The 25,474-nt window shown below is 59.5% G+C and carries 23 protein-coding genes; 16 read left to right on the top strand and 7 right to left on the bottom strand.

What is annotated here, in order from left to right:
• Window positions 1-20: 20 nt before the first annotated feature.
• Window positions 21-1,454, top strand: coding sequence for a histidine--tRNA ligase (gene hisS, locus IC234_RS01750; protein ID WP_190922112.1), 1,434 nt, complete (start codon window positions 21-23; stop codon window positions 1,452-1,454).
• A 42-nt stretch (window positions 1,455-1,496) separates the two neighbouring features.
• Here hisS and IC234_RS01745 read toward each other — a convergent pair whose 3' ends face one another.
• Window positions 1,497-3,194, bottom strand: a complete 1,698-nt coding sequence (locus tag IC234_RS01745; protein WP_190922111.1) for a T9SS type A sorting domain-containing protein — start codon at window positions 3,192-3,194, stop codon at window positions 1,497-1,499.
• Window positions 3,195-3,368: 174 nt separating this feature from the next.
• Between IC234_RS01745 and hutH the strand changes: the two genes are divergently transcribed.
• The 5 genes from hutH to IC234_RS01720 all read left to right on the top strand — a co-directional run bounded on the left by hutH (window position 3,369) and on the right by IC234_RS01720 (window position 8,820).
• Window positions 3,369-4,862: a histidine ammonia-lyase gene (hutH, locus tag IC234_RS01740; protein ID WP_190922110.1), complete on the top strand. Its 1,494-nt coding sequence runs from the start codon at window positions 3,369-3,371 to the stop codon at window positions 4,860-4,862.
• 106 nt (window positions 4,863-4,968) lie between these two features.
• Window positions 4,969-6,984: a T9SS type B sorting domain-containing protein gene (locus tag IC234_RS01735; protein ID WP_190922109.1), complete on the top strand. Its 2,016-nt coding sequence runs from the start codon at window positions 4,969-4,971 to the stop codon at window positions 6,982-6,984.
• A 107-nt stretch (window positions 6,985-7,091) separates the two neighbouring features.
• On the top strand, window positions 7,092-7,430 hold the full coding sequence (locus tag IC234_RS01730) for a YbaB/EbfC family nucleoid-associated protein (RefSeq protein ID WP_190922108.1): 339 nt from the start codon (window positions 7,092-7,094) through the stop codon (window positions 7,428-7,430).
• 7 nt (window positions 7,431-7,437) lie between these two features.
• Complete coding sequence (locus IC234_RS01725; protein ID WP_317173310.1) at window positions 7,438-8,475, top strand: glycosyltransferase family 2 protein; 1,038 nt, start codon at window positions 7,438-7,440, stop codon at window positions 8,473-8,475.
• Window positions 8,476-8,547: 72 nt separating this feature from the next.
• The gene (locus IC234_RS01720; RefSeq protein WP_190922107.1) at window positions 8,548-8,820 is read left to right on the top strand and encodes a hypothetical protein; all 273 of its coding nucleotides are present in this window, start codon (window positions 8,548-8,550) and stop codon (window positions 8,818-8,820) included.
• A gap of 50 nt (window positions 8,821-8,870) precedes the next feature.
• Here the strand turns inward: IC234_RS01720 and IC234_RS01715 are convergent, their stop codons facing one another.
• Complete coding sequence (locus IC234_RS01715) at window positions 8,871-9,089, bottom strand: PspC domain-containing protein (RefSeq protein WP_046242767.1); 219 nt, start codon at window positions 9,087-9,089, stop codon at window positions 8,871-8,873.
• A gap of 162 nt (window positions 9,090-9,251) precedes the next feature.
• Between IC234_RS01715 and IC234_RS01710 the strand changes: the two genes are divergently transcribed.
• The 3 genes from IC234_RS01710 (at window position 9,252) to IC234_RS01700 (ending at window position 12,920) form a co-directional block, all read left to right on the top strand.
• A complete protein-coding gene (locus IC234_RS01710) occupies window positions 9,252-11,063 on the top strand; it encodes a tetratricopeptide repeat protein (RefSeq protein WP_190922106.1) in 1,812 nt (603 codons plus the stop codon).
• Window positions 11,064-11,135: 72 nt separating this feature from the next.
• Window positions 11,136-12,119, top strand: coding sequence for a pyruvate dehydrogenase complex E1 component subunit beta (locus IC234_RS01705; protein ID WP_190922105.1), 984 nt, complete (start codon window positions 11,136-11,138; stop codon window positions 12,117-12,119).
• A 234-nt stretch (window positions 12,120-12,353) separates the two neighbouring features.
• Window positions 12,354-12,920, top strand: coding sequence for a DinB family protein (locus tag IC234_RS01700; protein ID WP_190922104.1), 567 nt, complete (start codon window positions 12,354-12,356; stop codon window positions 12,918-12,920).
• Window positions 12,921-12,927: 7 nt separating this feature from the next.
• Here the strand turns inward: IC234_RS01700 and IC234_RS01695 are convergent, their stop codons facing one another.
• The gene (locus tag IC234_RS01695; RefSeq protein WP_190922103.1) at window positions 12,928-13,356 is read right to left on the bottom strand and encodes an acyl-CoA thioesterase; all 429 of its coding nucleotides are present in this window, start codon (window positions 13,354-13,356) and stop codon (window positions 12,928-12,930) included.
• A 15-nt stretch (window positions 13,357-13,371) separates the two neighbouring features.
• Window positions 13,372-14,124 carry a class I SAM-dependent methyltransferase gene (locus IC234_RS01690; protein ID WP_190922102.1) on the bottom strand — a complete coding sequence of 251 codons (753 nt, stop codon included), beginning with the start codon at window positions 14,122-14,124 and terminating at the stop codon, window positions 13,372-13,374.
• 133 nt (window positions 14,125-14,257) lie between these two features.
• Between IC234_RS01690 and IC234_RS01685 the strand changes: the two genes are divergently transcribed.
• Window positions 14,258-14,431, top strand: a complete 174-nt coding sequence (locus IC234_RS01685) for a DUF2256 domain-containing protein (protein WP_190922101.1) — start codon at window positions 14,258-14,260, stop codon at window positions 14,429-14,431.
• Window positions 14,432-14,509: 78 nt separating this feature from the next.
• Window positions 14,510-14,833, top strand: coding sequence for a hypothetical protein (locus IC234_RS01680; RefSeq protein ID WP_190922100.1), 324 nt, complete (start codon window positions 14,510-14,512; stop codon window positions 14,831-14,833).
• Between the two features lie 62 nt (window positions 14,834-14,895).
• Here IC234_RS01680 and IC234_RS01675 read toward each other — a convergent pair whose 3' ends face one another.
• Together IC234_RS01675 and IC234_RS01670 are read right to left on the bottom strand one after the other, a co-directional pair.
• Window positions 14,896-15,729, bottom strand: a complete 834-nt coding sequence (locus tag IC234_RS01675) for a molybdopterin-dependent oxidoreductase (protein WP_190922099.1) — start codon at window positions 15,727-15,729, stop codon at window positions 14,896-14,898.
• On the bottom strand, window positions 15,722-16,474 hold the full coding sequence (locus IC234_RS01670; protein WP_190922098.1) for a cytochrome b/b6 domain-containing protein: 753 nt from the start codon (window positions 16,472-16,474) through the stop codon (window positions 15,722-15,724). Before IC234_RS01670 ends, IC234_RS01675 begins: the two co-directional genes overlap by 8 nt.
• Before the next feature lie 284 nt (window positions 16,475-16,758).
• Between IC234_RS01670 and katG the strand changes: the two genes are divergently transcribed.
• The 5 genes from katG (at window position 16,759) to IC234_RS01645 (ending at window position 23,906) form a co-directional block, all read left to right on the top strand.
• Entirely contained in the window at window positions 16,759-19,056 is a 2,298-nt protein-coding gene (gene katG / locus IC234_RS01665; protein ID WP_190922097.1) for a catalase/peroxidase HPI, read from the top strand.
• A gap of 358 nt (window positions 19,057-19,414) precedes the next feature.
• Window positions 19,415-20,803: a phage integrase SAM-like domain-containing protein gene (locus IC234_RS01660; protein ID WP_190922096.1), complete on the top strand. Its 1,389-nt coding sequence runs from the start codon at window positions 19,415-19,417 to the stop codon at window positions 20,801-20,803.
• A gap of 379 nt (window positions 20,804-21,182) precedes the next feature.
• The gene (locus IC234_RS01655) at window positions 21,183-21,599 is read left to right on the top strand and encodes a hypothetical protein (protein WP_190922095.1); all 417 of its coding nucleotides are present in this window, start codon (window positions 21,183-21,185) and stop codon (window positions 21,597-21,599) included.
• Between the two features lie 178 nt (window positions 21,600-21,777).
• Complete coding sequence (locus IC234_RS01650) at window positions 21,778-22,278, top strand: HNH endonuclease signature motif containing protein (protein WP_190922094.1); 501 nt, start codon at window positions 21,778-21,780, stop codon at window positions 22,276-22,278.
• A 98-nt stretch (window positions 22,279-22,376) separates the two neighbouring features.
• A complete protein-coding gene (locus IC234_RS01645; RefSeq protein ID WP_190922093.1) occupies window positions 22,377-23,906 on the top strand; it encodes a hypothetical protein in 1,530 nt (509 codons plus the stop codon).
• Between the two features lie 330 nt (window positions 23,907-24,236).
• Here the strand turns inward: IC234_RS01645 and IC234_RS01640 are convergent, their stop codons facing one another.
• Window positions 24,237-25,280, bottom strand: a complete 1,044-nt coding sequence (locus IC234_RS01640) for a hypothetical protein (RefSeq protein WP_190922092.1) — start codon at window positions 25,278-25,280, stop codon at window positions 24,237-24,239.
• Window positions 25,281-25,474 lie beyond the last annotated feature (194 nt).

Raw genomic sequence — 25,474 nt, 5'->3', positions numbered from 1 at the left:
GACCTAACTTTGCCGGCGTTATGCAAAAACCGAGTATTCCCAAGGGCACCCGCGATTTTGGCCCCGCCCAAGTGGCGCGCCGCCAGCACATTTTCAATGTCATCCGCCGCACGTTCGAGTCGTTTGGCTACGCGCCGCTCGAAACGCCGACGCTGGAAAACCTCTCCGTGCTCACCGGCAAGTACGGCGACGAAGGCGACCAACTGCTGTTTAAAGTGCTGAACTCCGGCGACTTTGCCAAAGACGTGACGGCCGAAGACCTGGCCGCCGGCAGCAAAGCCCTGCTGCCCAAAGTGGCCGAAAAAGGCCTGCGCTACGACCTCACCGTGCCCTTCGCCCGCTACGTGGCCATGAACCGTGGCACCCTCACCTTCCCCTTCAAGCGCTACCAGATGCAGCCCGTGTGGCGCGCCGACCGGCCCCAGCGCGGCCGCTACCGCGAGTTTTACCAGTGCGACGCCGACGTGGTGGGCACCGACTCGCTGCTCTGCGAAGCCGAAATCGTGCTGATGATGGCACAAGTGCTGAGCGGCCTCGGCCTGCACGACTTCGCCATCAAAATCAACCACCGCGGGGTGCTGCGCAACATTTACCAGGCGCTGGGCGGCGAGGGCCGCGAAACGGATTTGTTCGTGGCCATCGACAAGCTCGATAAAATCGGCCGCGACGGCGTGAGCAAGGAGCTGCTGGAGCGCGGCTTCTCGGCGCCGACCATTGAGACGCTGTTTGAGCTGCTGACCGTGGAGGGCAGCTACGAAGAGAAGCTGCAGCGCCTGCTGGCGGGCTTCGTGACGGCCGGCGTGGAGCCCGACGGCGTGCGCCCCACCACCCCCGACGTGGAAGCCGACTCGCCCGAGCCGCTGGCCAACTACCGCGGCCTCACCGAGCTGGCCCAGGTGCTGGACATTCTGCGGGCCTCCGGCTTCAAGCAGTTCGACCGGCTGGAGTTCGACCCCACGCTGGCGCGGGGCCTCTCCTACTACACGGGCTGCATTTTCGAAGTCAAAATCAACAACGTGCAGATGGGCAGCGTGAGCGGCGGCGGGCGCTACGACAACCTCACCGGCTCCTTCGGGCTGTCCGGCGTGTCGGGCGTGGGCTTCTCGTTCGGCGTCGACCGGCTCTACGACTGCCTGGAGGCGCTGGACTTGTTCACGGTGACGGCCGAAACCCCCACGCGGTGCCTCATCACGCACTTCGACGTGGCCAGCGGCCGGGCCGCCCTGCCCCTGCTGGCCGAGCTGCGCGCCGCCGGCATCCCCAGCGAGCTGTACCCCGACGCCAGCAAGCTGCAGAAGCAGTTCAAGTATGCCGACGCCAAGGGCATTCCGCTGGTTATCATCATGGGCCCGGAGGAAGCGGCGGCCGGCGTCGTGAAAATCAAAATCATGCAAACCGGCGTGGAGCGCGTGCTGCCCATCGGTGAAGTGGTGACGGCCCTCACGGCGGAGTGAGCAGTGGGGTAGCGACGCAAAACGTTGCGTCGCTACCCCGCTCTACTCCACCAGCACGCGGCGGCTTACCCCCTGCCCGGCCAGCGTGGCCCGCAGCACGTACAGCCCCGCCGGCAGCCCGCGCACCGACAACGCCGCCGCGTCGGGAAAGGCCCGCACCAGCCGGCCCTGGGCATCGAATAACCGCAGGGCAGTGGGCAATTTTCCAGCCGGGAAATGCGCCTGCACCCCATCCGTGGCCGGATTGGGGAAAACATCGAAGCCCAGGGACTCGGCCGCGCGCGCTGCGCGGAGCAGGGTGCCGGAATTTTGCACGCGGACGGCGCAGATGTCCTGTCCGGTTGGGCTTAAGGCCGAAGTAGCCCAAAAAACCTGCACTGAGCCGTTGGGCTGCGAAACAGGCACGTAGTCGAAGGTGCTGGGCCAGTCCATGCCCGTGGTGTGCAGGACGACTCCATCGCTGGAAAAAACCATTGCGCCGTTGGTAAGAAGCTTTTGGGCGCCGAACCCCCGGAGAGTGCCGCTGGCATAGAATGCCATCACGGCTCCGTTGTCCGAGCCGGCCAGTTTGGGGCTGATGGAATAGTCCGCTTGCTGGTTAATCTCCCTCGTCCCCCAGGGCATCGTTCCGGCGGCGTCCATCTTTGTCACCGTCTGCAGGTTGGGCAAGCCAGTGCTTGCTCCTCCCCGCGCATCGTTCCATATCAGCCACAGGGCGTTATCGTACCACAAGGCATCGGCTAGCTCCTGCGCAAATCGGCTCGGGCTCGCGGTGATGTAGCCCGGCCCGGCCCAGCCCCACGCCCCGCCGGGGAGGATTTTGGCCACCAGCACATCGCCACCGCTGTTGCTCCAGGCCACGTAGAGGTTGTTGGCGGGGTCGCGGGCCAGGCGCAAGCCCGAGTGGCTAACCAAAGCGCCGCCCGCTGAAATGGTCGTGAACGCTCCCCAAGGTATCCCTTGCAGCGTGTAATGCTGGGCAAAAATGGCCGAGCCAGTGCCCCCCGCGCCGGCTACCAGGTAAAACCCATTGCCGCCGTCGCCGATGGTGTGATAGAAGTCGGCCGGCACGCCTCCCAACGGGTTGACGTTGACCTGCTGGTAGTTGAGGGGCCAGCGCCGCTGCCCCGTGGCGCTCACCCGGTTGAAAGCAAAGCGGGCACTGCCCCCGTTCAGCCGCAGCGCGTGGGTGATGATAGCCCCTGAGTCGTTGGGCATGATATTGAGCGCGTTTTCTGATTCCGCCGCAATTGCCGGCGGGGCAGCGGCGGCTACCAGCGCCGGGGCCGCCCACTGCGGTACGCCAAGGGCATTGTAGTACTGGCAGCGCACCGTGTCGCCGCCCGCGCCAAACGCCCCCTGCACCCAGGCCACGAGCAGTCCGCCTCGCCAGGCCACGGATTTCATCCCCACGATGTCGCGGCCCCGGCTCTGAAACAGGAGTTGGCCGTTGGTGGCCAGCTGCGGCAAGCCGGCCGCGTCCAGGTGCTGGGCGTAGATGCCGGTGCCGGGCCCCGAGTTGTTGCCGTTGCGCTTATCAATCCAGAGCACGAAGGAACCGCCCGCACCGTCGGCCACGGCCTGTACGCCAAACTGATTACCGGGCGCGTTGCACAAAAACAGCGTGGCAGTGGCGGTGGTGGGAAACTGAGCGCGGGCCGGGCCAGCCAGCAGCAAAAGCAGCAGTGTTCCCCAACATGGAAGCTGCCCCAGGGCCGGGAGGAAGGATGTATGTCTCATAGCGGAAGGATAGAATGTAAAATTATTTTAATAATATATTAAATTATTCCACCATAATCAATGGTTAAGCCCGCTCACATCCTCTCGCCCCCGCTGGGCCCCTAGCCGGCAGGCTGCGGAAATACTTCTAGTTTTGCAGCCACCCCCAACCGCCCCCTCACCCACCACCCCCGAATGCCCACCCACACCATTTCGCCCGCGCAGCCCCTCACCCTGGCCGCGCTGGCCACCCTGCTGGCCGATGGCCGGCCCGTGCAACTTGGCGACGACGCCAAAGCCCAAATTGCCACCTGCCACGCATACCTGCACCGGCGCCTGACGCACGAGGACAAGCCGATTTACGGCATCAACACCGGCTTTGGCTCCTTGTATAATGTGAGCATCGCGCCCGAGCAGCGCGCCCAGCTGCAGGTCAACCTGATGATGTCGCACGCCTGCGGCACCGGCGCCGAGGTGCCCCAGCCCCTCGTGCGCCTCATGCTTTTCCTCAAGGCCCAGAGCCTGAGCTACGGCCACAGCGGCGTGCAAACCGCCACCGCTGAGCGCCTCGTGGCCATGTACAACCGCGAGCTGCTGCCGGTGGTATACGAGCAGGGCAGCCTGGGTGCCAGCGGCGATTTGGCCCCGCTGGCCCACCTCTGCCTGCCGCTGCTGGGCCTGGGCGAAGTGAACTACCAGGGCTACCGCCTGAGCGCCGCCGATGCCATGAGCCTCTTCAGCTGGGAGCCGCTGGCGTTGCAGGCCAAGGAAGGCCTGGCCCTGCTGAATGGCACCCAGTTTATGCTAGCCTACGCCGTGGACGGCGTACTGCGCGCCCAGCGCCTGGCCGACGCGGCCGACGTCATTGGCGCGCTCTCGACCGAGGCTTTTGGAGGTTGCACCGACCCGTTTAATGCCAACCTGCACCGCATCCGGCCGCACGCCGGGCAGGTGCTGGTGGCCCGGCGCCTTTCGGAGCTGCTGGCCGGCTCGGAGCTGCAAACCCAGCCGCGCCACGCCGTGCAGGACCCCTACTCCTTCCGCTGCCAGCCGCAGGTGCACGGCGCCTCGCGCGACGCGTTGGCCTACGTGGCCCAGGTGGTGGAAACCGAGTGCAACTCGGTGACCGACAACCCCAACATCTTCCCCGACGAAGACCTCATTCTGAGCGGCGGCAACTTCCACGGCCAGCCCCTGGCCCTGGCCCTCGACCACCTCGCCATTGCCGTGGCCGAGCTGGGCAGCATTTCGGAGCGCCGCACCTACCAGCTCATTTCCGGCCAGCGCGGCCTGCCCACCTACCTGGTGGCCGAACCCGGCCTGAACTCGGGCCTGATGATACCGCAGTACACCGCGGCCAGCATCGTGAGCCAGACCAAGCAGCTATGCACCCCGGCTTCGGTCGACAGCATTGTGAGCAGCAACGGCCAGGAAGACCACGTGAGCATGGGCGCCAACGCCGCCACCAAATCTCGCCGCGTGTTGGACAACGTGGAGCAGGTGCTGGGCATCGAGCTGATGACGGCGGTGCAGGCCCTGGCGTTCCGGCGCCCCGGCCGCACCTCGCAGGAGCTGGAGCGGGTGGTGGCCGCCTTTCAGCAGGAAGTGAAGTTTGTGGGCCAGGACCGGGTGCTCTACCCCGACTTACACAAAGCCGCCGCCTTCGTCCGTAAGTTTGACTGGCAATAAGCCGGGGGCTTTTTTCGTATTGTGACTGCCCGCGGCGCGTGTCCGCCGTTCACGGCCTGAATTTTGCGCGCCGCCCTACCGCTATGCTTACGCGTACCAGACGCTGATGATGAAGTTGGTATACCGTTCCTTTTTTCTGTTGAGCCTGTGGCTGGGAGCCCTTGTGGCGGTGCGCGCCCAGCCCGGCAACGTTTGCTTTACGCCCACTGTAACGCCACCCTGCACGTTCGTGGCCATCGATAACGCTACCAACCAGCCGGTGGACGCCTTTTGCGTAGGAAAACCAGTACGGTTTGAACTGTGCGCCAGTCGCAGTGTGCCCAGCACATTGCTGTATTACGGCGTGCTACCCGGGCTCAATACCACGTTTCCGGGTTGCCAGCCGCCGAACCAGTTGCCTTACGTGTACACCCCCACGCGGGCCGAAGTGGGTATGGTTACGGTTTCAGAACTAGCCAATGACCGCACAGGCAGCAATGGAGGCGTTACCTATTACACCCGCACCTTCCGCGTCTACGACAACACCGCCCCAACCTTTACGGTGGCGCCCTGCCCCAGCGGCAACGCGTTGATTACCATCACCGACCTAGTGTACGACTACTACTCGGTGCAATCCGGCTCGGGTGCCCCGCTCAATCTCAACCCCGGCCAGCGCAGCGCGGTGGTGCCACTCGCCAGTGGGGCTACTTCGGTCACGGTGGTGGGCCACTACACCGCGCCCAACATCTGCGAAAGCCAGCAGGCCACGCAGCCCGTGGCCACGCTGCTGCCGCCCCAAACGCCGCTCTTCACCACGCTCACGCTGCAGGGTGCCCTGCCCGGCGGCACGGCCACGCTGGCCATTGGCCAGCTGCCGGCCGGCTACTTCTACACCCTGCAGCGGGCCGATGCCAGCGCGCCCGGCGGCTTTGCCACGGTGGCCACGGTGCCCGCCGGCAGCACGTCTTTTGCCGTGCCCAGCGCCGCGCCCGGCTGCTACCGCCTGTTGCGCACCGACGCCTGCCAGCTCAGCACCGCGGCCTCCGACTTGATATGCACGCTCAACCTCACGGGCAATTCCACGCAAAACCGCAACCAGCTGCTGTTCAGCGACGCTGGTGGCTCGGGCGCGGTCTACACTGTGAGCCGCGACGGCAAGGTGCTCGCGACGGGCATTGCCCCCATCTCGGGCGGCCTGGAGGACAGCGACGTGCAATGCGGCACCAGCTACTCCTACACCGTGACGGCCACCTATCCCAACGGCACGAAATCGGTTTCCAACGCCGTCACCATTCTCACCACCTCGAACCTGCCGCCCCAGCAGCCGCTGCTGGTGCCCAGCTTCAACGTGCGCAACGTGGTGGAGCTGCGGCCGGTGCTGGCGGGCGGCACCCTGCCCGCCAGCAGCACGCTGTTCTATCGTCGCGCGGCGGGCGGTGGCCCCGCCGATTTTGGCAGTGCCACCACCCTGCGCCCCCGCCGCGACTCCACCGCGCTGGAAGACCTGCGCAAAAACCCGCCCTGCTATTCGGTGCGCGTCACGGACGTGTGCGGCAACACCTCCTCCGAAAGCGCGGCCACCTGCCCCAGCCTGCTGAGCGCCAGCCCGGCCGATGCCGACGGCACCACGGCCAGCCTGTCTTGGTCGGCCTTCACCGGCCCTACTCCCGGCGCGGCGGCCAGCTACGTGCTCGAACGCCTCAGCTCCGACAACCAGGTGCTAGACAACATTGCCGTGAGCGGCAACAGCTACACCGACCTGTCGCCTAATACCACGCAACAGGTGCTACGCTACCGCCTCCGCATCAGCGGGGCGGGGCTGCCGGCGGGCACGGTCAGCTACTCCAACATTGCCACCGTGACGCGGCGGCTGTTCCTCACCATCCCCACGGCCTTCACCCCCAACGGCGATGGGCTGAACGACGTGCTCGAAGTGAAAGGCAAGTATTTGAAGGACTACACTTTCGTGGTGGTGGACCGCAACGGGCAGGAAGTATTCCGGGGCTCGCAGCGCGCCGACGTGTGGGACGGCCGCATCAAGGGGCACGCGCCGGTGCTGGGCGGCTACGTGTGGCGCTTCCAGCAAAACAACGAGGACGGCACGCCCTTCACGGCTTCGGGCTCGGTCACGATTTTAAAATAAGCCCCGCGGCGAACCCTGGGGCGGGTTCCGGCGTCTTTGCACCAGCAAGCGGCTCACTTTTGTAGGCTTCGCTTGTTTACGCTACTTGAAAACCGAAAACTGATACCATGGCATTCGACCTCACCGGCATGATGGGCAAAGTGAAAGAGCTGCAGGACAAAATGCAGCAGGCCCAGCAGGAAATACAACACATCACCGCCACGGGTGAAGCCGGCGGCGGCCTCGTGCGCGCCACCGCCAGCGGCCACCGCAAGGTCATTAAGCTCGAAATCGACGAAACGCTGCTGACTCCGCAGGACCGCGACATGCTGGCCGACCTGGTGGTGGCGGCCGTGAACAAAGCCCTAGACGAAGCCGCCGAGCTGGCCCGCCAGGAGCTTCAACGCAAAACCAGCGGCCTGATGCCCAACGTGCCCGGCCTCGATTTGAGCGGTTTTGGCGCCTAGTGCCGCGGTGTCAAACGTTGGCGCCTGCGCCGACGTGGCCATTGTCATCCTGAACTGGAACGGCGCCGGTTTTCTGCGCCGCTTTTTGCCCGGCGTGCTCACCCACGCCGACGGCGCCCGCGTCATCGTGGCCGACAACGCCTCGACCGACGACTCGGTGGAAATGCTCTCGCGCGATTTTCCGCTGGTGGAGCTGCTGCTGCTGGAACGCAACTTCGGCTTCTGCGAAGGCTACAACCAAGCGCTGGCCCAGGTGGACAGCGACTTTTTCGTGCTCCTGAATTCCGACGTGGAAGTGACCCTGGGCTGGCTGCGCCCCCTGCGCGCGCTGCTCGAAGCCAGCCCGCGCATTGCCGCCGTGCAGCCCAAAATCCTGGCCCACGCCGACCCCACCTATTTTGAATACGCGGGCGGCGGCGGCGGCTACCTCGACCGGCTGGCCTACCCCTTCTGCCGCGGCCGGCTCTTCGACACCCTCGAAAAGGACCAGGGCCAGTACGACGACTCGCGCCCCGTGGCCTGGGCCAGCGGCGCCTGCCTGCTGGTGCGCCGCAGCGCCTGGCAAGCCCTGGGAGGCCTCGAACCCGCGTTTTTTGCGCACATGGAGGAAATCGACTTCTGCTGGCGCCTGCAAAACGCCGGGCACGAAGTGTGGTACCACGGCGGCAGCGCCGTGCACCACGTGGGCGGCGGCACCCTACCCAAAACCAACCCCCGCAAAACCTACCTCAACTTCCGCAACGGCCTGGCGCTGCTATATAAAAATGCCGCGCCGGGCGAGTTGCTCTGGGCCATGTGGCAGCGGCTGGTGCTCGACGGCGTGGCCGGGGTGAAGTTTCTGGTAAGCGGCGAGTTGGGCAACTTGTGGGCGGTGCTGCGCGCGCACTTCAGCTTTTATGGCAAGCTGGGCTACTGGCGCCGGAAGCGGCGCGAAGCCCGGCCGCACCTGCGCGTGGCCCAGCGCCAGGGCGTGTACAACGGCAGCGTGGTGTGGGCCTACTTTGCCCAGGGCAAGCACAAGTTTAGTGAGTTGGGACTGCGCTAGGCCGCACACCCCGGCTGGCCCTATATTTGGCCCTTGCCGCTCAGCCACGGTCCCTTTTCTTTTCTGATTTCGATGAAAAAAGCGCTTCTACTGACGCTGGCCTCGGTGCTACTGTTCTTGATTTCGCTGGGCCCAGTGGCGGCGCAGGGGTTCCACCGCATTGGCCACGCCAACCGCTCGCTCACTAAGAAGAAAGAGCATTCAAGCAAGCACGTCAAGCACCGCGACAAAACCAAGAAAGTCAAAAAGCGCAAGCCTGAAAACGGCGAAAAACGGCGCCACAAGCAGGCCAAACAGCAGGAGCTGAACCGCGAGGCCAAAGAATATGACGCCGAGAAGGAATAGCGCGGACGCTAGTCAGCGGTTAAAAGTGTAGTTGCAGTCGAAACCGGTAGCTACAGGTCCCACACGGTGCTGCGCTGCTGACGCATGGCCCGGCGCACGTTCATCCAGAATGCCCCGGCGAAGTACAGCACGATGGGCGAGCCAAACGTGAAAAACGACGCGTACACGAACGACAGCCGGACGCTGCGCGTGCTGAAGCCCCACTTTTGGGCCAGGGCCGAGCACAAACCAAAAGACTGTGTTTCGAGGTAGTCGGTGAAGCGTTTCATGGGCGGTAGCGGCTAACGAAATACAGATTGTCTGGGCTAAGATAAGGCCTTACGGGGGCGAGGGCAAGCTCATCCGCGTAAATTCGCCGGCCCCGACCCGACTAATTTTGGGTCGTTTACGTTTGAAGGGCAGGTTTTCGTTTCCCGACGTTGCACATTTCGATGAGGTATTTTTTGCGGCCCGTGGCCCAATGGCTGCTGGCAGCCCCCCTGTTGTTCTCGGCCTGCGCCCTGCCGCGGGTGCTGAAACAGGCCGAAACCGGCCGCACCGTGGTGGCCCGCCCCGCTCCGCTCCTGGCCTCGGGCGAGGCCGTTCCCTTTGAGGTAACCGCCCGGGTGCCAGCCAACCACCTGCACAAGGGCGTCGCGTACGAAGTGCTGTTGCGCTACCGCTACGAGCACGGCCTGCGCGAAGACACCCTCGGCCGCCTGGCCTTCACCGTCGGCAATTTCGTGTACGATGACGAGCACAAAGGCCAGCTGGTGGCCACCCAGAAATTCAGTATTCCGAACACGCCCGGCCGCAACCCCGGCGAGCTGCTGGCCCACGGCCAGGTGCGCGAGCTGAAGAAGCACGGCAAAGTGCTGCGCGCCAACGACGACCTGCTGGTGGCTCGCGGCATCGCCGACCCGGCCCGCCTGGTGACGCGCGAAGACACCGTGCTGACGCTGCTGCCCGAACGCGGCAACAACACCATGAGCGGCACCCGCGTGCTGCCCTTCTATTTCGACGAAGACAAGTGGTTCATCCGCGGCTACCTGGGCACCAACGTGCAGGCCCTCGAAGACCTCATCGACGCCAACCAGCGCACCAAGCAGGTGCTCATCATTGCGGGCCACTCGCCCGACTCGACCGACGCGCACAACCGGGCCCTGGCCAGCAAGCGCGTGCGCATGCTGCTGTACTATTACAAGCAGCGCGTCAAAACCTTTTCGTATCTCAATAAGAACGAGAACATTCGCTTCGACACCCTGGCCTACGTGCGCAAGTGGGATACCTTCCTGAGCAAGGTCACTTCCTCGGCGCTCAAGCCCGAGCAGATGGATTCGGTGGTGTCCATCATCAACGACACGCGCGGCACGTTCGAGCAAAAGGAAAAGGCGCTGCACAAGCTTTCGTATTTCGACTACATCGAAGAATACATCTACCCGGTGCTGCGCTTCGGCACCGTGGCCGTGACGTATACCGCCCCCAAGCGCTACGACTCGGAAGTGTATTTGCTGTCGAAGAAAATTGTGGAGAAGCAGGTGGAAGCCGAGGCCCTCACGCCCGAAGAGTTGCGTTACTCGGCCACGCTCACGCCCCTGCTGGCCGAAAAGCAGCGCATTTACGAGGTGGCCGCCGCCAACAACCCCAACAGCTGGGAGGCCTTTCACAACCTGGGCGTGGTGCTGCTGCAGCGCGGCGAGAAAGAGCCGACGCCCAAAACCCAGAAAGCCTATTACCACCGCGCCGCCGTCAACTTCACGCTGGCCGCCCACCGCAACCCCACGGCCGAGTTCTTCTACCACGCCGCCACCGCCTACCACCGCGCCGGCGACCGCCTCGAAGCCCTGCAGAACTACGACTACGCCATCAAGCTGGGCGGCCCGCGCCCGCTGCTGCGCAAGATTTTCTCCGACCGCGCCGCGCTCGAAATCGAAGTGGGCCAGCCCGACGAAGCCCTGCGTAGCCTGCAATACGCCGGCCCCTCCTACCAGAACGCCCTCAACAAAGGCCTGATTCTGGTGGGGCGCGAGGGCTACGACTTGGCACTGGAGCAGTACCGCCTGGCCCAAACGCTGCGGCCCACGGCAGCGGCGCCCGTCTACGGCATGGCCGTGGTGGCCGCCCGCCAAAAGAACGAAGCCGAAATGGGCCAACTGCTGAAGCAAGCCGTGGCCCTCGACCGCAGCTACGCCCAGCGCGCCGTAGAAGACCTCGAATTTCAGGACTACGCCCAGGGCAAGGTATTTCGGGAGGCGTTGCGATAAGCTTGGCCCAACGCCCCCTACCGTTGTAGCTTTGCCTGACGGCCCAAAACCGCTGTTTATCTAAAGAAAATCATGCGTCAAATTCAATTTCGTGAGGCCTTGCGCGAGGCCCTGTCCGAGGAAATGCGCCGCGACCCGCGGGTGTTCCTGATGGGCGAAGAGGTGGCCGAATACAACGGCGCCTACAAAGTGAGCCAAGGCATGCTCGACGAATTCGGGCCCGAGCGGGTGATTGACACCCCGATTGCCGAGCTGGGCTTCGCCGGCATTGGCGTGGGCGCCGCCGCCAACGGTTTGATTCCGGTCATCGAATTCATGACCTTCAACTTCTCGCTGGTGGCCATCGACCAGGTCATCAACTCGGCCGCCAAGCTGTATTCGATGTCGGGCGGGCAGTATTCCTGCCCCATCGTCTTCCGCGGCCCCACCGGCAACGCCGGCATGCTCAGCAGCCAGCACTCGCAGAACTTCGAAAACTGGTACGCCAACACCCCCGGCCTGAAAGTGGTGGTGCCCTCGAACCCCTACGACGCCAAGGGCCTGCTGAAGTCGGCCATCCGCGACCCCGACCCGGTCATCTTCATGGAGTCGGAGCTGATGTACGGCGACAAGGGCGAAGTGCCCGAGGAAGAGTACCTGCTCGAAATCGGCAAGGCCAACGTGGTGCGCCAGGGCAAGCATGTGACCCTGGTGAGCTTCGGCAAAATGATGAAAGTGGCTTACGCCGCCGCCGATGAACTCCTCAAGGAAGGCATCGAAGCCGAAGTAATTGACCTGCGCTCGGTGCGCCCCATCGACTACGATACCCTCGTGAACTCGGTGAAGAAAACCAACCGCATGGTGGTCATCGAAGAAGCCTGGCCGCTGGCCAGCATCTCGGGCGAACTGGCCTACATCGTGCAGCGCCGCGCCTTCGACTACCTCGATGCCCCGGTCATCCGCATCACCTGCGCCGACGTGCCCCTGCCCTACGCGCCCACCCTTATCGAAGCCTCGCTGCCCAACGTGGCCCGCGTGGTGAAGGCCGTGAAGGAAGTGACCTACGCCAAGGCGTAATCATCGGCCCTTCTGGGCATCAAACTAATGTCAAAAGGCCTCGCAGGTAATACCAGCGAGGCCTTTTTTATTATGTAGATAATACGCCAAATACCGGCCGTTCTTTATCCGCAGCCACCACCTCACCAATTCGCCATTTCTATCAAGACGGTGCGCCAACATTACAGTGGAGGTGGCGTACATTTCTTCCGTATTTGAATTACTTCGTTCAAATACACACTAACAGCACTAGGCATGAACCACCGGCTTCACCTCAAATTTGAACAACTGGAGCGCGCCACTGAGCGGCTGCTGGCCTCGGCCGAGGCATTGGGGACGGATGCGGAACGGGCACCGGGGCCGGGGCAATGGTCGGCCACGCAGGTGGTGCACCACCTGCTGTTCATCGAAAGCAACATTCTGCAGTACGTGCAGAAAAAGGTACACGCCGAGGAAGCGCTGCCCAAGGTGGGCCTGCTCACGCGGCTGCGGGCCCGCGTGGTGCGCCTGCTGCTGCGCCTGCCCGGCTTCAAGTACAAGGCTCCGCGCGGCGTGGCCACTCTCACCAATGCCGGCAACTTGCCCACACTGGCGGAGCTGCGACAGACCTGGGCGGGCACGCGCCGCCAGTTTGAACAGCTGCTCAATGAATTTCCGGGCCGGCTGATGAACCGGGCCATTTTTCCGCACCCGCGTTCGGGGCGCATCACCATTGGGCAGGTGATGGAATTTCTGCTCGACCACCTGCTGCACCACCAGCAGCAAATGGGGCGCATCACCAAAGCCCTGCGGCCTGCTTCGGCGGCGCCCACGGCCGCGTAGGCGGCGGCTAGCGCGCCGGCGCTTCGTAGACCGGCATGGCGCTGAAGGCCGCGGCCAGCTCGGCGGGCGGCACGGTGAGCTTGCGGCGGTCGAGGTCGAGCCAGGCGCCTTCGACGGTGACGGTGGCGGCCACGCGGCCATCGGCTTTGTAAATGGTGTGCACGATGCTCCAGCGCGAGCCGTCGGGCGCGGCCGAAGCTAGGTGGCCGTCGACGCGGATTTCCTCGCCGATGTTCACTTCCTTCAGGTATTTGGTTTCTTCCCGAAACAGAATGGGCCCGAGGCGTAGCTCGGCGAAGCGCTTTACGTCGTAGCCCCATTGGGCCAGCAGGGCCACGCGCTGGTCGGCGGCAAAATCGGCGTAGGCGGAGTGGCGCATGTGGCCGTTGGGGTCCATGTCGGCCCAGCGGGTGCGGTAGGTGACGGCGTTGGTCATTGGGTTGCTTACGGGTTATTGTGCCCGGTTCTCCGCATTGCCCACGGGCATGAGGCGTACCAGGTATTGGTCATTATCATCCTCGCCGATAAAGTCGGCGGTGTAGCCGGCCGCCTCGGCGGCGTCGTTGAGCAGGGCCGCGTCGATGAACAGCCAGGGGAAAGGCTCGCCGGTTTGGTCTTGGTAGCTGAGCGTGTACTGCACCTCGCCGTAGTACGGGCCGTTGAGGTTGATGAGCAGGGCGCCGTCCTCGTCTTCGTAGAGGTAGCGCACGTCGGACGAGGTGGCCAGAATCTGGCCGCCGGGCGCCAGCAGCGTGCGCGCATGGGCCAGAAACCTATCGAGGCCGTCGAGGGTGCCGGTCAGGCCCAGGCCGTTCATGAGCAGCAAAATGGTGTCGTAAGGCCGCTCGGTGGGCGGCAGCGGGGCAAACAGGTCGTGCCGGGCCACGCTGAGCACGCCGCGCTCGGCCATCACCTGCACGGCACCGGCCGACACGTCCACGGCCTTCACTTCGAAGCCGCGGTTTTGCAGCTCCAGCGAGTGGCAGCCCGCGCCGGCCCCGAGGTCGAGCACGCGCCCGCGGCTTTCGTCGAGGGCCTGGCGCTCCAGCTCTGGCATCTGCAGCACGGTGCGGAAGAAGTAGGCGGCGGGCAGCGGCTCGTCGTCGGCCACGTTGCAGTGCACCGTGACGGTGGCACCGGCTTGGCCGTGGTGATAGTCGAGCAGGGCCTGGCCCAGAATGTCGGGAGCAGTGGTTGTGGTCATAAGGCAGGGGCGCCGTGGAGCCGACGGCGCGGCAACGGCTGCCGGCCCTTTACGGCTTCGGGGCCGAAAAGTACCCAAAACTTCGCGGGCCCGCCGGGGGTTTGCTTCGCGCAGAGTCCTATTTTCGCATTCGATGCTACCCGCCAAACTTCGTAAAGGGCAGTTGCCCACCAAAATCTGCGTCACCTGCGGGCGGCCGTTCGAGTACCGCAAAAAGTGGCGCGCCACCTGGGACGACGTGAAATACTGCGGCGAAAAATGCCAGCGCAACCGGCCAGCCGCCAGCGCAACAGCCCCCACCAACTGAGGGCGGCCGGCCTTCGCTGTATCTTTTTGGCCAAACTGCCCGTTTTGCTCCCGAAACAGTTCTTTCAAGCTCCCTTTTATGGCTTCCAACCTCGACTATCTTGACCCGGCCCTCGTTCCCCTGGAGGAAAAAGTAGATGCTTACCTGGAAACCGAGAAAGCCATTCAGCGCGCCATGGCCGCCCCGCAGGGCAGCGTGCCGCCTCAAAACCCGGCCGAGCCCGCCCACAGCCTGCAACAGCTGCGGCAGGACCTGGCCCGCCTTGAACAGGAAATCATCGGCATGCTGCCCACCCGCGACGAGTGGCTGAAGGTAAACCTGGGCTACGGGCCCAGCCGCGTGGGCGCGTGGCACGTACCCGGCACCTCCCCCGCGCGCTACGAGCTGCGGGTGGTGCACTGAGAAGGCGGCAAACGGGTGAACGACAGCCAAGGACGAAAAGCCCCTTCCATCCGCTTTTCCGCCTAATGCCCCGAGTCCCAGTCGTAGCCCATCTCGGCCCACAGGTCTTTGGGGCGGGCAACGGCAAAAGTCATGGTGCCGATGCGCTTGAGGTGCTTGATGCCATACTTGAGGGGGGTGACGAGGCGAAGCGGGGCGCCGTGTTCGGGCGTGAGGGGCTTGCCGTTCATCTCATAGCACAGCAACGTTTGGGGGTGCAGCACGGTGTCCATGTCGAGGCCCACGTAGTAGTTGCCGTCGGGCGTGGCGAGGCCGGCGTAGGGCGCCAGGTCGGCGGGCGGGTTGCGCGGGTCGAAGGGGTAGCCACTCCGTGTGGCCAGCGGGTATTTGGCCAAAAAATCGGACAGGCGGGCGCCGGCCCAGTGTACCACCACGCTCCAGCCTTCGATGCATTTCAGCTCGGTCACCATGTCCACTTTGGGCAACGCCTGCACGTCAGCGAGGGTGAACTCCTGCACCGTATCGGTGCCGTAGCCCTGCACACGCATGCGCCAGGTGGCGGGGTCCAGCTCGGTTTTGAGGCCGTAGGTGCCGTTTTTGCGGGGAGTGCGGGCACGGCTGCGGGCAAACTCCGGTGCCAGCCGCGTTTGCTTGTAGTAGGCGTGGCTGAGGCGGCCGTTGGCGTCGAGCACCTGGCGGAGCGGGCGCGGAATGCCATCGTCTTCGGGCTGCGAAATGAGCCATTTCCAGCCGCCCAGGCCGGCCAAGCCGGCCAGCCCCAGTCCAATAAACGACCGGCGCGAACGGCGCCGGGCCTCGGCCAGCACCTCGGCTTCGGGGCGCAAGGGCGCCTGGGAGTTCTCAGCCGGAGCCGGAACGGGTGATTCTTCAGACATGGCTGCTGCGGTCAGCTAGATTGTTGGTGGAGAGGGAAGCACCGGCGGCCGGCAGGGCCGTGGGGCCGGCCGTGACTTCGTGCGTAGCGGAATCAACTTCCACCACCTCAAAGCCGGCCACCATGGCCCGGAAGTTATTCCAGCCGGCGCGCACCACCTGGGCAATGTGCACGATGAAAAACAGCACGTAGCCGATGGTGAGCGCGAAATGGATGATGCGGGCAAACTCATAGCCGCCCAGCAGCTGCGTGAGCCAGGCAAACTGCACCGGCTTGTAAATGGCCAGCCCGGAGAGCACCGAGCCCACGCCCATCAGAATGACGCTGGTGTAGGCAATCTGCTGGGCGCCGTTGAACTTGCGCATCGGCAGCGGCTTTTTCGACAGGCCCAGGTCGTGCAGCACCACCTGAATGGCTTCCTTAAAGGAGTGGCGGGTGGGCAGCAGGTAGCGCCACTCACCCGAGAAAATGGTGTAGCCCACGTAGAGCAGCCCGTTGAGGAAGAACACCCACATCAGCACGAAGTGCCAGCTCATGCCTTTGGCGAGCTGAAAGGGAATGTTGAACGCCTCGTAGAACGACTGCGGGAAGAACTTGAGCAGCGTGGTGTTGCCCCAGCCAATGCGGTACACGTCGTTGGCCCAGTATATCCACATCCCGCTCCAAATCATCAGGCTCAGGACCGGAAAGTTGACCCAGTGAAACCAGCGAATGGCCAGCGGGTGCTTTTCAACAAGCTGTTTCATGTAGTTCGTTCGGATAAATGGGGATGGGATGCAACCGCAAAGTACTGCCCCTGGCGGCCTATTCTGTCTGACGGTCGTGCCCGCCTACCCTTACACCGCCCGGGTACGAACGCCGTTGGCCGGGCACGTTTTTTCCCGGCAGAGTAAGCACCTCCGTTGGCGAATGCGCGTAAGCACAACGGTAAGCCGCCTTCAGGTTTTGCGCGCCTACATGCTTTCATCATAATCAGGCCCGTACCTTTTCTACGGCCGACCAGCCCAACATCCAACAACTTCCCATACCCATGCTCCACATCGAACACGACAAAACCAACACCGCGTCCTTCAACATGCAGGGCAAGTGCCCCTTCGGCGGCGACCGCATTGGCGGCGTGGAAGGCACCCCGCCCACCCTCGCCGACTGGTACCCCAACCGCCTGAAAGTGGAGCTATTGCACCAGAACGGCCCGCAGGCCAACCCGCTGGGCGAGGATTTCGACTACGCTGCCGCCTTCAACAAGATTGATTTGGAGGCGCTGAAGCAGGAAATCAAAAGCTTCCTGACCACGTCGGTGGACTGGTGGCCGTCGGATTACGGCAACTATGGCCCGCAGATGATTCGCATGGCCTGGCACTCGGCCGGCACCTACCGCATTGCCGACGGCCGCGGCGGCGCCGGCGAGGCCCTGCAGCGCTTCGCCCCCATCGACAGCTGGTGGGACAATGGCAACACCGACAAGTCGCGCCGCCTCATCTGGCCCATCAAGCAGAAATACGGCAGCGCCCTCTCCTGGGCCGACCTCATCGTGCTGACCGGCAACTGCGCTCTGGAAATCATGGGCTTTCCTACCTACGGCTTCGCCGGCGGCCGCCAGGATGCCTGGGAGGCCGATAATTCTACTTATTGGGGCCCCGAGGTGATTCACGACCTGCGCACGGCCGAGGCGCCCGACAAGATGGTGAACCGCGACAAGCGCTGGCGCGGCCAGAACGGCGACGCCGATTACGACCTCGAAAACCCGCTGGCCGCCTCGCACCAGGCCCTGATTTACGTGAACCCGGAAGGCCCCTACGCCAACGGCGACCCGCTGGGCTCGGCCCGCGACATCCGGACCACCTTCACGCGCATGGCCATGAACAACGAGGAAACCGTGGCTCTCATTGCCGGCGGCCACGCCTTCGGCAAGAGCCACGGCATGGTGCCCTCGAAGGAAATCGGGATGCCGCCCGAAATCGCCCCGATGGAGCAGATGGGCCTGGGCTGGCACAACCCGCGCGGCAACGGCAACGCCGAAAACACGATGACTAATGGCATCGAAGGCAGCTGGACGCCCAACCCCACGCAGTGGGATAACGACTACCTCACCAACCTCTTCAAGTTTGAGTGGGAGCAGACCAAAAGCCCGGCCGGTGCCCTGCAATGGACGCCCGTGGACAAAAACGCGCCCAAAACGCCCGACGCCCACATCCTCGGCCAGATGAACGCGCTGATGATGATGACTACCGATATCGCGCTGAAGGAAGACCCCGAATACCGGAAGGTGTGCGAGAAATTCCTGGGCGATTTCGACGCCTTCACCCAGGCCTTTTCCAAGGCCTGGTACAAGCTCACGCACCGCGACATGGGCCCGCGCGAGCGTTACATCGGCCCCGAGAAGCGCAACGAAAACGACCTGCTGTGGCAGGACCCCATCCCGCTGGCCGACTACATGCCCATCGACGCGGCCGACGTGGCGGCGCTGAAAAAGGACATCATGGGCCTGGGCCTGTCGGTGTCTGATTTGGTGTTCACCGCCTTCTCGGCGGCCGTGACGCACCGCCACAGCGACAAGCGCGGGGGAGCCAACGGCGGCCGCCTCGCGCTGGCCCCGCAAAAGGATTGGGCCGTGAACCGCCGCACGGTGCCCGTGGTAGCAGCCCTGCGCACCCTGCAGGAAAAATTCAATGGCGCCGCCGCGGGTGGCAAAAAGGTGTCGCTGGCCGACCTGATTGTGCTGGGCGGCTGCGCCGCCCTCGAAAAAGCCGCCGCCGACGCGGGCGTGCCCACCGACGTACCCTTCACCCCCGGCCGCCGCGATACCACGCAGGAACTCACTGACATCGAGATGTTCAACTGGCTCAAGCCCGTGGCCGACGGCTTCCGCAACTACCTCGACAAAGGTTTCAAGGACATTGCCCAGGGCGTGGCCCCGGAGCAGATGTTCCTCGACAAAGCGCAACTGCTGTCGCTGACCGCGCCCGAGTGGGTGGCCCTCACCGGCGGCCTGCGTGCCCTGAATGCCAACCACGACAACTCCCCCTACGGCATCTTCACCGACCGCGTAGGCGTGCTCACCAACGACTTTTTTACGGTGCTCACCAGTCCGGATTTTGAGTGGAAAAAGGCCGACCCAGCGGGTATGACTTTCACTCTCGAACCCCGCACCGCTGGCCAGAAGAGCTACGCCGCCACCCGCGCCGACCTCGTGTTCGGCTCGAACAGCCAGCTCCGCGCCGTGGCTGAAGTGTACGCCGGCCAGGACGGCCACCCGCGCTTCGTGAAAGCCTTCGTGAAGGCCTGGCACAAGGTGATGATGCTAGACCGCTACGACGTGAAAGCGTAGCATTTCCCGTAGTAGAGACGCAATATGTTGCGTCTCGTCGTCCGCGCCGTTCAGGATTCATCTGAGCAATTGCGTTCAACGACGAGACGCAACATATTGCGTCTCTACACCCTTAACCAAGCCCGGTTCCGCTCTGTGGGGCCGGGCTTTTGCGTGACCGGCGGCTAGCACAATAAAAAAAGGACGACGCAGTGCGCCGTCCCTTTCCATACCAAAACACCTTATGCAATTAAGTACACTGATTATCATTAGGTTATCAATTTTCAAATGCTATTTGTGGACATGTTGTGGACAAATTCATGGACAAGTAATACCTTGTGTACAAGCTCACTATTGAGCTGGTCCGCCCTTCTCAAGAATGTACAAGATTTATTACAAGGTCCGGTCCCCAAAACGCGACGGTTCTGGCGTGGTTTACGTCATGATGCGCTGCGCCAATGGGGAAGAAATCACCCGTACCACGAAGGTGGCCGTGGTGAAAAAAGACTTCAACATGGAGCAAGGCAAGGTTTCCACCAAGGACATCTTGCACCGAGAAAAAAACGAAGCCATTGGGTTGGTCGTGCTAGACTTGGAAGACGCAGCGCGGGAAGTCACATATAAGGGCCACGAACTCACGAAGGCAAGGATTGAGGAACAGCTACCGTTAGTGGCTCCCAAGCGTAGTGTTACGAAGCAAATCGAATGGGAGTGGCAATTGAATCTGGGCGAAATTCCCAACCCCGACACCCTTGACGACAATATTGCGCGGCTTGAAACGGAAATCGCCAGCATGAACGAACGCTTGAATTGGCTGCGCTCACACAAGGGATTGGGCGTGAAAAAGGACTTGTTCACGGACCGAATTGACGAATTTGTTCGCACGGCCAAGAGCATGAAGAAGGAAACTACCAAGGGAAGCTACACCTACCTTCGGAACATCATCAAGCGTTATAACCCCAACTTGGAAATCCAAGATGTCAACTTGAGTGTAGTGACGGGCTTACAAATTTATTTGGCCACCACTCCTACCAAGGACGGAACAAAGCGCCGCAACAGCAGCATCTTGGGGCATCTGGTTCGATTCCAAGCCGTGTATGAATACTTTGCCGACGACTTGGGATTGCCCACGGCCTTTTTCAAGAAATTTGAAAAGGTGGAGAAGCTGGCCAACGAAAACGTGGTGTACCTGACCAAGGACGAACTGGATGACTTCGCCACAGTTCCCTTAAAGGCCGAACTGCAAAATCGAGTACGGGAACAATTTCTTCTCTTCTGTGAAACGGGGTTACGGCAAGTAGACGGCTGCTTCAGGCGTTCCGCCGTCTTCGAAGTGAAGGACTGGAAAGGCCGCAAATACAAGGAACTTCGGGTTAACCAAGAAAAGGTAAAGCGGTTGGTGAGCATCCCGCTGAGCAAACGGGCCGAAGAAATCTTGGAGCGCAACAACTACGAATTCGCTCCCATCCCGAACAACCACTTCAACCAAGCGATTAGACAGATAGCCCAGAAGGTACCGAGTTTGCAATATGACTTCACGGTGACGAATTTCAACGGCTCCGACGCCATTCCCGACACACGGTTGAAATGCGAATTCATTACCGGCAAGGTCGGACGGAAAACCTTCGTGAATAACTGCTTTGAGCGGAGCGTGAGCGAAACCACGGTGGCCGCTTGGCTGGGCCATAAGAATACGTTAATGGTGCAGAAGCACTATAAACACCGTGGCGACGTGGCGATGGCAGAAGCCCACAAAATCTTCAAATAGGCATCTACCCTATGAAGTCTATCTCCCTAAGGGTACCCTTAGCGATGAACTTTAAGCAGTGGCCGAATCTGGTAGCCTCGTAGGTATCACGAGCCGCAGCCCTTGCCCCACTCCGTTAGTGTCATGTTTCGCCTACCGGCCTGCACACAGAGCAAAATCAGTATTTAACGCAATCGGCCTTCCTGATAGCGCAAAGGCACATTGTAACAATTCCTAGAGAGGAATTGTACATTGCCAACATTTTTCTTGACATAGCTCGGCAATTGTCGTAACATTGTAACACAAGGCAACGCAGCCTCACCAACAACGAGCTTAAAAAAACCGCTTCGAATAGCTGGCTGGCGAAGCTTTACCCTAACCCAACCCTAATCGTCATTACATGAATTCTGGTCAAAATCAAAGCAATGGTCCTCTCATAGTTGAGTTGCCAAATGAAGAGAAAATTCTGACTCCTGCAAAACGCCTGTTTCATTCTCTTGAGCATTGGTACGCCAACAACTATCTACTATCAGAAAATGTGTGGATACAGCTCAATCCTAGCGCATACAACCGCGTCGCTTTAAAACTGATTGCTTCCATAAATCCGGGCTGTGGGTCGCCCGCTCTTGACTACCTGTGCAGCTTAGCTGATTCGGCAGAATGCGAAATCATCCTAGTGATTCACCCGCAGAGGATAAAGGATACCCGCAGACTGACGAAGGCACAACTAAAAAGATGGTATAAAAGCCGGTGTTTCATCCAGTCAGCAGAATACACAGGCGACGTTTATATCCGCCTCCCCCAAAAGCGATGTTAGGCGAATCAATGATTCCGCCTTCCATATGCAGGTGGAATTCTTGATTCGAAAAAAAGCCTTCAGGCAGGTATTCACTTCTCAATTTATCGTATTTATTAATGAATGACCTAACTGCTGCGTGCCACTTCTGAGACGCACGATTTCTAAATACGATAAGCTAAAATCAACTTACAATAAAATGATGCAAATAAAACAAATTAAAGTAATCGATGGCCATGAACATTACTCAATAACGTCTGATGGAGAAGTCATTAGGACCAAAACCGGCAGAATATTGAAGCAGTCGAATATGAATGGCTACAGACAAGTAACACTTAGCTGTGACGGAAAACGAAAGGAAGTCTTGGTTCATCAACTGCTGGCTAAGGCATTCATCCCAAATCCTCACCGCTATCCCAAAGTAGACCACATAGACAGGAATCGGTCCAATAACAATTTGACCAATTTGCGCTGGGTGTCTAACAAGCAAAACAGCCGGAATATCTCCAAACAGCTGGGCACTAGTTCAAGGTTTATCGGCGTGTGTCAACGGAAGGGCTCCAAAATGTTCACTGCACAAATTACAATTAATGGCAAGCAAACTCATTTGAATAGCTATAAGACCGAAATAGAAGCAGCAATTGGCTATAACGAGAAAGCAATGGAACTGGGATATCTCAATTTAAACATTATTCCCTAGTCGTAAGACAGGTTTTCCAAACTGCTTTAATCTCGCTTCAAATGAGGGGCACTCACATAATGTATTATCAATAATTTAAGCTATCAGCAAATTACCTTTTGAAATTATTCCAATTTTTAGTGCCGTCGAAAATAGACATTGCTCTCATATTAACATCAGTTGGTCATCCCAATCGGTATATACATGACCATATTGACAAGTACCATTACATCCTCCATAAAATTCTGCAAGGGCGCGTATTAAACCGCGAGATTGGTACGGATGGATATACCCAACTGCACCTCCGCACGTTGGAAGAATTTCTAGGTGGACGCTATGCCAACCCCATCTTGAAGGAAATGGTGAAACTGGGGCTGATTCAATGTGACTACTATTACATTGAAGGGGTGAAATCATTCGGTTACCGCATCGCTCCGGAATACGTGAGCAAAGCCGTGGCCATAGACATCTTCAAAATGGAAACGATGGTCCGCAAGCTGAACTTGCAGTCTGCAGCGTACAAGCGCAAACGGACCAAAGACCCCACTTGGAAGAACCTAACGCAGCTTAGTATCCGGTACCGGGAAGCCGTGGCATTCATTGACAGCAAGTTGGACGCCTCACTGGCTCGTCTTGCGACTCATTCTAAACAGCTAGCCATAGCCATTCCCCCGTTGGTTCAAGCTGCTAACAAGAAGGACGTCACACTCGAACAGTTATTGGATGACCATGAGGCTACCCATGTTGCGCAGTGCAACGGCCTTAGCCCCATCCAAGAAGTGATTTCTATTTACCAATCATTTCTTTCTCGTTGGAAGTATTTTTCAGGAATTGATGCAGGTGTACCCTGTTACGAACACTCACTTACGGTAAAAGACGCAAGAAGGTCGTTTTACAACCCATACAATCAAGGTCTTACATTATACGACCTTTTAGAAAGCAGCTTTCTCAGTCAGTACAACTCAGACCTCGCCAGCCTTAAAAACATCAACGATGAATCGTACTTCTTAGAGCAGCCAGATGCTGATTCAAGAGTGTATACCAACATTTCCAACCTAAGCCGTGACCTTCGTGGATTTCTGTATCTGCGTAAAGCCAAGACCACCCCACTGGTGAATTGCGATATTCGCAACAGTCAACCCTATTTGTTCAGTCTACTTTTGATGGAAGAGTACGACGGTGAGGAACTACCCGAAGACGTCCGCTACTACATCGAATTGACGGCAGGCGGCAACTTCTACGAACACATGATGGGATTGCTTGATGTACCAACCGAAGAGCGTGACAACTTTAAGAAGCTCTTCTTTGGGACCATCTTTTTTTGCACATCATATTATTCGAAGCGAACGCCCGAAGGCAAGATGTTTGGCAAGCACTTCCCTAATGTATACTCCCTTGTGAATGAATACAAGGCAGATAGTCACTCGGACCTCGCCGTTCACATGCAACAGGCCGAAGCGGGCATTATGCTCAAAACTATTGGCGTCGAGCTAACAGGCCAAAATATTTGGTTCACTTCGATTCACGACAGCATTGTGGTGATGGAAAAGCACGTAGAACACGTAAAGCATCTAATTCTTGAGGCATTTATGGCCAAAGTAGGTATACCACCCACCGTTACAGAAGAATGGTTAACTACTGTATTTTAGGTTATTGCACCCTTAACGAACAGAATATATTGCAAAAATTGATTGAAGTGATTTAGGTGTTACGAACACGATTCTGGTAGTAGATTCACCGTGTCTTGGGCATGCTAATAACTGCTGCTAGTAACTGCCTGCTAGCACAGCGTATTGAATCAGGACTTATATACACTACACCAGTAAAGGCATTGGTGGAAGCCCAGATTACGAAGGTTATGACGATTCACAATGCGGTGTTTATCCGCAAGCAAGACGAGCCTAAGGCAAGAAGCATGATTCAAAAAGAGTTAGGTTAGCTCAAGCTAAATCTATACCTTAAGAGCATATGATTTCATTTCAAAGGTTCTGCTGCTTCTTTGCATCTAGCCAGTCTTGTAGATGTTCAGGATACTTCCCTTCAAAGTATTCGTGAATCAGTGGGTCACCTGTGAAGAAATGACTGATAAGCTCTGCCCAAACTTCCAAGTTGAACACGCCATCGATTCTGAAAAGCTTCACTGGCTTAGCCTTGATTTGCCAATCGTTTTTCGCATTATATCGAAGGTCTGCTTCTATCCGCTCAGTGTATTCTTCGTAGGTGTACAAATGAATAGCACCATCCAGATGGCGAAAATTACCGTTGTTCAGCTCAAATTCGGCATGAATGTACCTAGCGGGGAAATAGTCAACACCATCTATATTTATCGATACATCAATGGTTTTAAACTCTTCGGCTTCAAAAGTCTTAATCACTCCTTTTTTATCGGTACTCCATCGAACGTCCAGCATATGGGTGTTGGCAAAGACTAGTTTGATATCCCATTCATCAAGCTCAGGCGAGGGCCGAAGTTGAACTAGACCATCGGGGATAGAGGCTATATCACTGTTGAACGCGGCACCCATCCAAGTGTCTTTCTCCATGTACGCCCTTGCATTCATATTCACCCTTACCCGGTTCGGGTCCAAAGCGAGAGCAGACTGTACGCTGGGCAACTTCAACCGCCAAAACTTTTCGAGAAAGTCAGGAGCAAAATTGTTGCCTTCATGAAACCCTCTTCTGAAATAAGGATGGGCTAGCAGCATGAACTTGCCACCTTCGCTGGACATTACACCCGGCATGAGAGTATTGCCATAGACTGATTTTAACTGCATGAAATCATATAGCCTATCCTTATCCGGTTTCAACTCTTCGTTCAACGCAGCAACCAGATTGGGATAGGTGGCGACTATGCCAATAGGTGTGATGTATGAGAAGTGCTGATTGGTCAAAGTGATTCCAATGCTCTTGCAATGCTCTTGGAAAGCTGTTATAAAGTGAGCATTCTCTACCAACTCCTTTTCCGCTTGCTCTCGTTCGTAGTCAAGCATTCGCTGATATCGTTCCTGTTGCTGGGATTTCATGGATTCACTGATATAAGGGCCAACCGATAAATATACCTGCTAAATACGGCAAGTCAAATTCGTAAAAATTTGCCTGAGCGGAGTATTGCAGTAAGGTTATCAAGCACTAATTTGCTGTCTCATACGCTACCTCGTGGCAGCATGCCTTAAGCTTACCAACGGAGAGACCATGAATCGCAACAATATCAGCGGTC

Origin of the sequence: Hymenobacter armeniacus (assembly GCF_014699055.1) — a bacterium.
Classification (GTDB): Bacteria; Bacteroidota; Bacteroidia; order Cytophagales; family Hymenobacteraceae; genus Hymenobacter; species Hymenobacter armeniacus.
This window is presented reverse-complemented; position numbering and strand designations above follow the sequence as displayed.

What these genes read in the sequence shown, in the direction of transcription:
- IC234_RS01715 (WP_046242767.1), bottom strand. Translation starts at nt 9,089, where the DNA reads ATGAAACGCTTCACCGACTACCTCGAAACACAGTCTTTTGGTTTGTGC.
- IC234_RS01675 (WP_190922099.1), bottom strand. Translation starts at nt 15,729, where the DNA reads ATGTCTGAAGAATCACCCGTTCCGGCTCCGGCTGAGAACTCCCAGGCG.
- IC234_RS01720 (WP_190922107.1), top strand. Translation starts at nt 8,548, where the DNA reads ATGAAAAAAGCGCTTCTACTGACGCTGGCCTCGGTGCTACTGTTCTTG.
- IC234_RS01660 (WP_190922096.1), top strand. Translation starts at nt 19,415, where the DNA reads ATGTACAAGATTTATTACAAGGTCCGGTCCCCAAAACGCGACGGTTCT.
- IC234_RS01690 (WP_190922102.1), bottom strand. Translation starts at nt 14,124, where the DNA reads ATGACCACAACCACTGCTCCCGACATTCTGGGCCAGGCCCTGCTCGAC.
- IC234_RS01710 (WP_190922106.1), top strand. Translation starts at nt 9,252, where the DNA reads ATGAGGTATTTTTTGCGGCCCGTGGCCCAATGGCTGCTGGCAGCCCCC.
- IC234_RS01705 (WP_190922105.1), top strand. Translation starts at nt 11,136, where the DNA reads ATGCGTCAAATTCAATTTCGTGAGGCCTTGCGCGAGGCCCTGTCCGAG.
- IC234_RS01695 (WP_190922103.1), bottom strand. Translation starts at nt 13,356, where the DNA reads ATGACCAACGCCGTCACCTACCGCACCCGCTGGGCCGACATGGACCCC.
- IC234_RS01670 (WP_190922098.1), bottom strand. Translation starts at nt 16,474, where the DNA reads ATGAAACAGCTTGTTGAAAAGCACCCGCTGGCCATTCGCTGGTTTCAC.
- hutH (WP_190922110.1), top strand. Translation starts at nt 3,369, where the DNA reads ATGCCCACCCACACCATTTCGCCCGCGCAGCCCCTCACCCTGGCCGCG.
- IC234_RS01700 (WP_190922104.1), top strand. Translation starts at nt 12,354, where the DNA reads ATGAACCACCGGCTTCACCTCAAATTTGAACAACTGGAGCGCGCCACT.
- IC234_RS01685 (WP_190922101.1), top strand. Translation starts at nt 14,258, where the DNA reads ATGCTACCCGCCAAACTTCGTAAAGGGCAGTTGCCCACCAAAATCTGC.
- IC234_RS01640 (WP_190922092.1), bottom strand. Translation starts at nt 25,280, where the DNA reads ATGAAATCCCAGCAACAGGAACGATATCAGCGAATGCTTGACTACGAA.
- IC234_RS01745 (WP_190922111.1), bottom strand. Translation starts at nt 3,194, where the DNA reads ATGAGACATACATCCTTCCTCCCGGCCCTGGGGCAGCTTCCATGTTGG.
- IC234_RS01680 (WP_190922100.1), top strand. Translation starts at nt 14,510, where the DNA reads ATGGCTTCCAACCTCGACTATCTTGACCCGGCCCTCGTTCCCCTGGAG.
- IC234_RS01735 (WP_190922109.1), top strand. Translation starts at nt 4,969, where the DNA reads ATGATGAAGTTGGTATACCGTTCCTTTTTTCTGTTGAGCCTGTGGCTG.
- IC234_RS01650 (WP_190922094.1), top strand. Translation starts at nt 21,778, where the DNA reads ATGATGCAAATAAAACAAATTAAAGTAATCGATGGCCATGAACATTAC.
- katG (WP_190922097.1), top strand. Translation starts at nt 16,759, where the DNA reads ATGCTCCACATCGAACACGACAAAACCAACACCGCGTCCTTCAACATG.
- hisS (WP_190922112.1), top strand. Translation starts at nt 21, where the DNA reads ATGCAAAAACCGAGTATTCCCAAGGGCACCCGCGATTTTGGCCCCGCC.
- IC234_RS01655 (WP_190922095.1), top strand. Translation starts at nt 21,183, where the DNA reads ATGAATTCTGGTCAAAATCAAAGCAATGGTCCTCTCATAGTTGAGTTG.
- IC234_RS01730 (WP_190922108.1), top strand. Translation starts at nt 7,092, where the DNA reads ATGGCATTCGACCTCACCGGCATGATGGGCAAAGTGAAAGAGCTGCAG.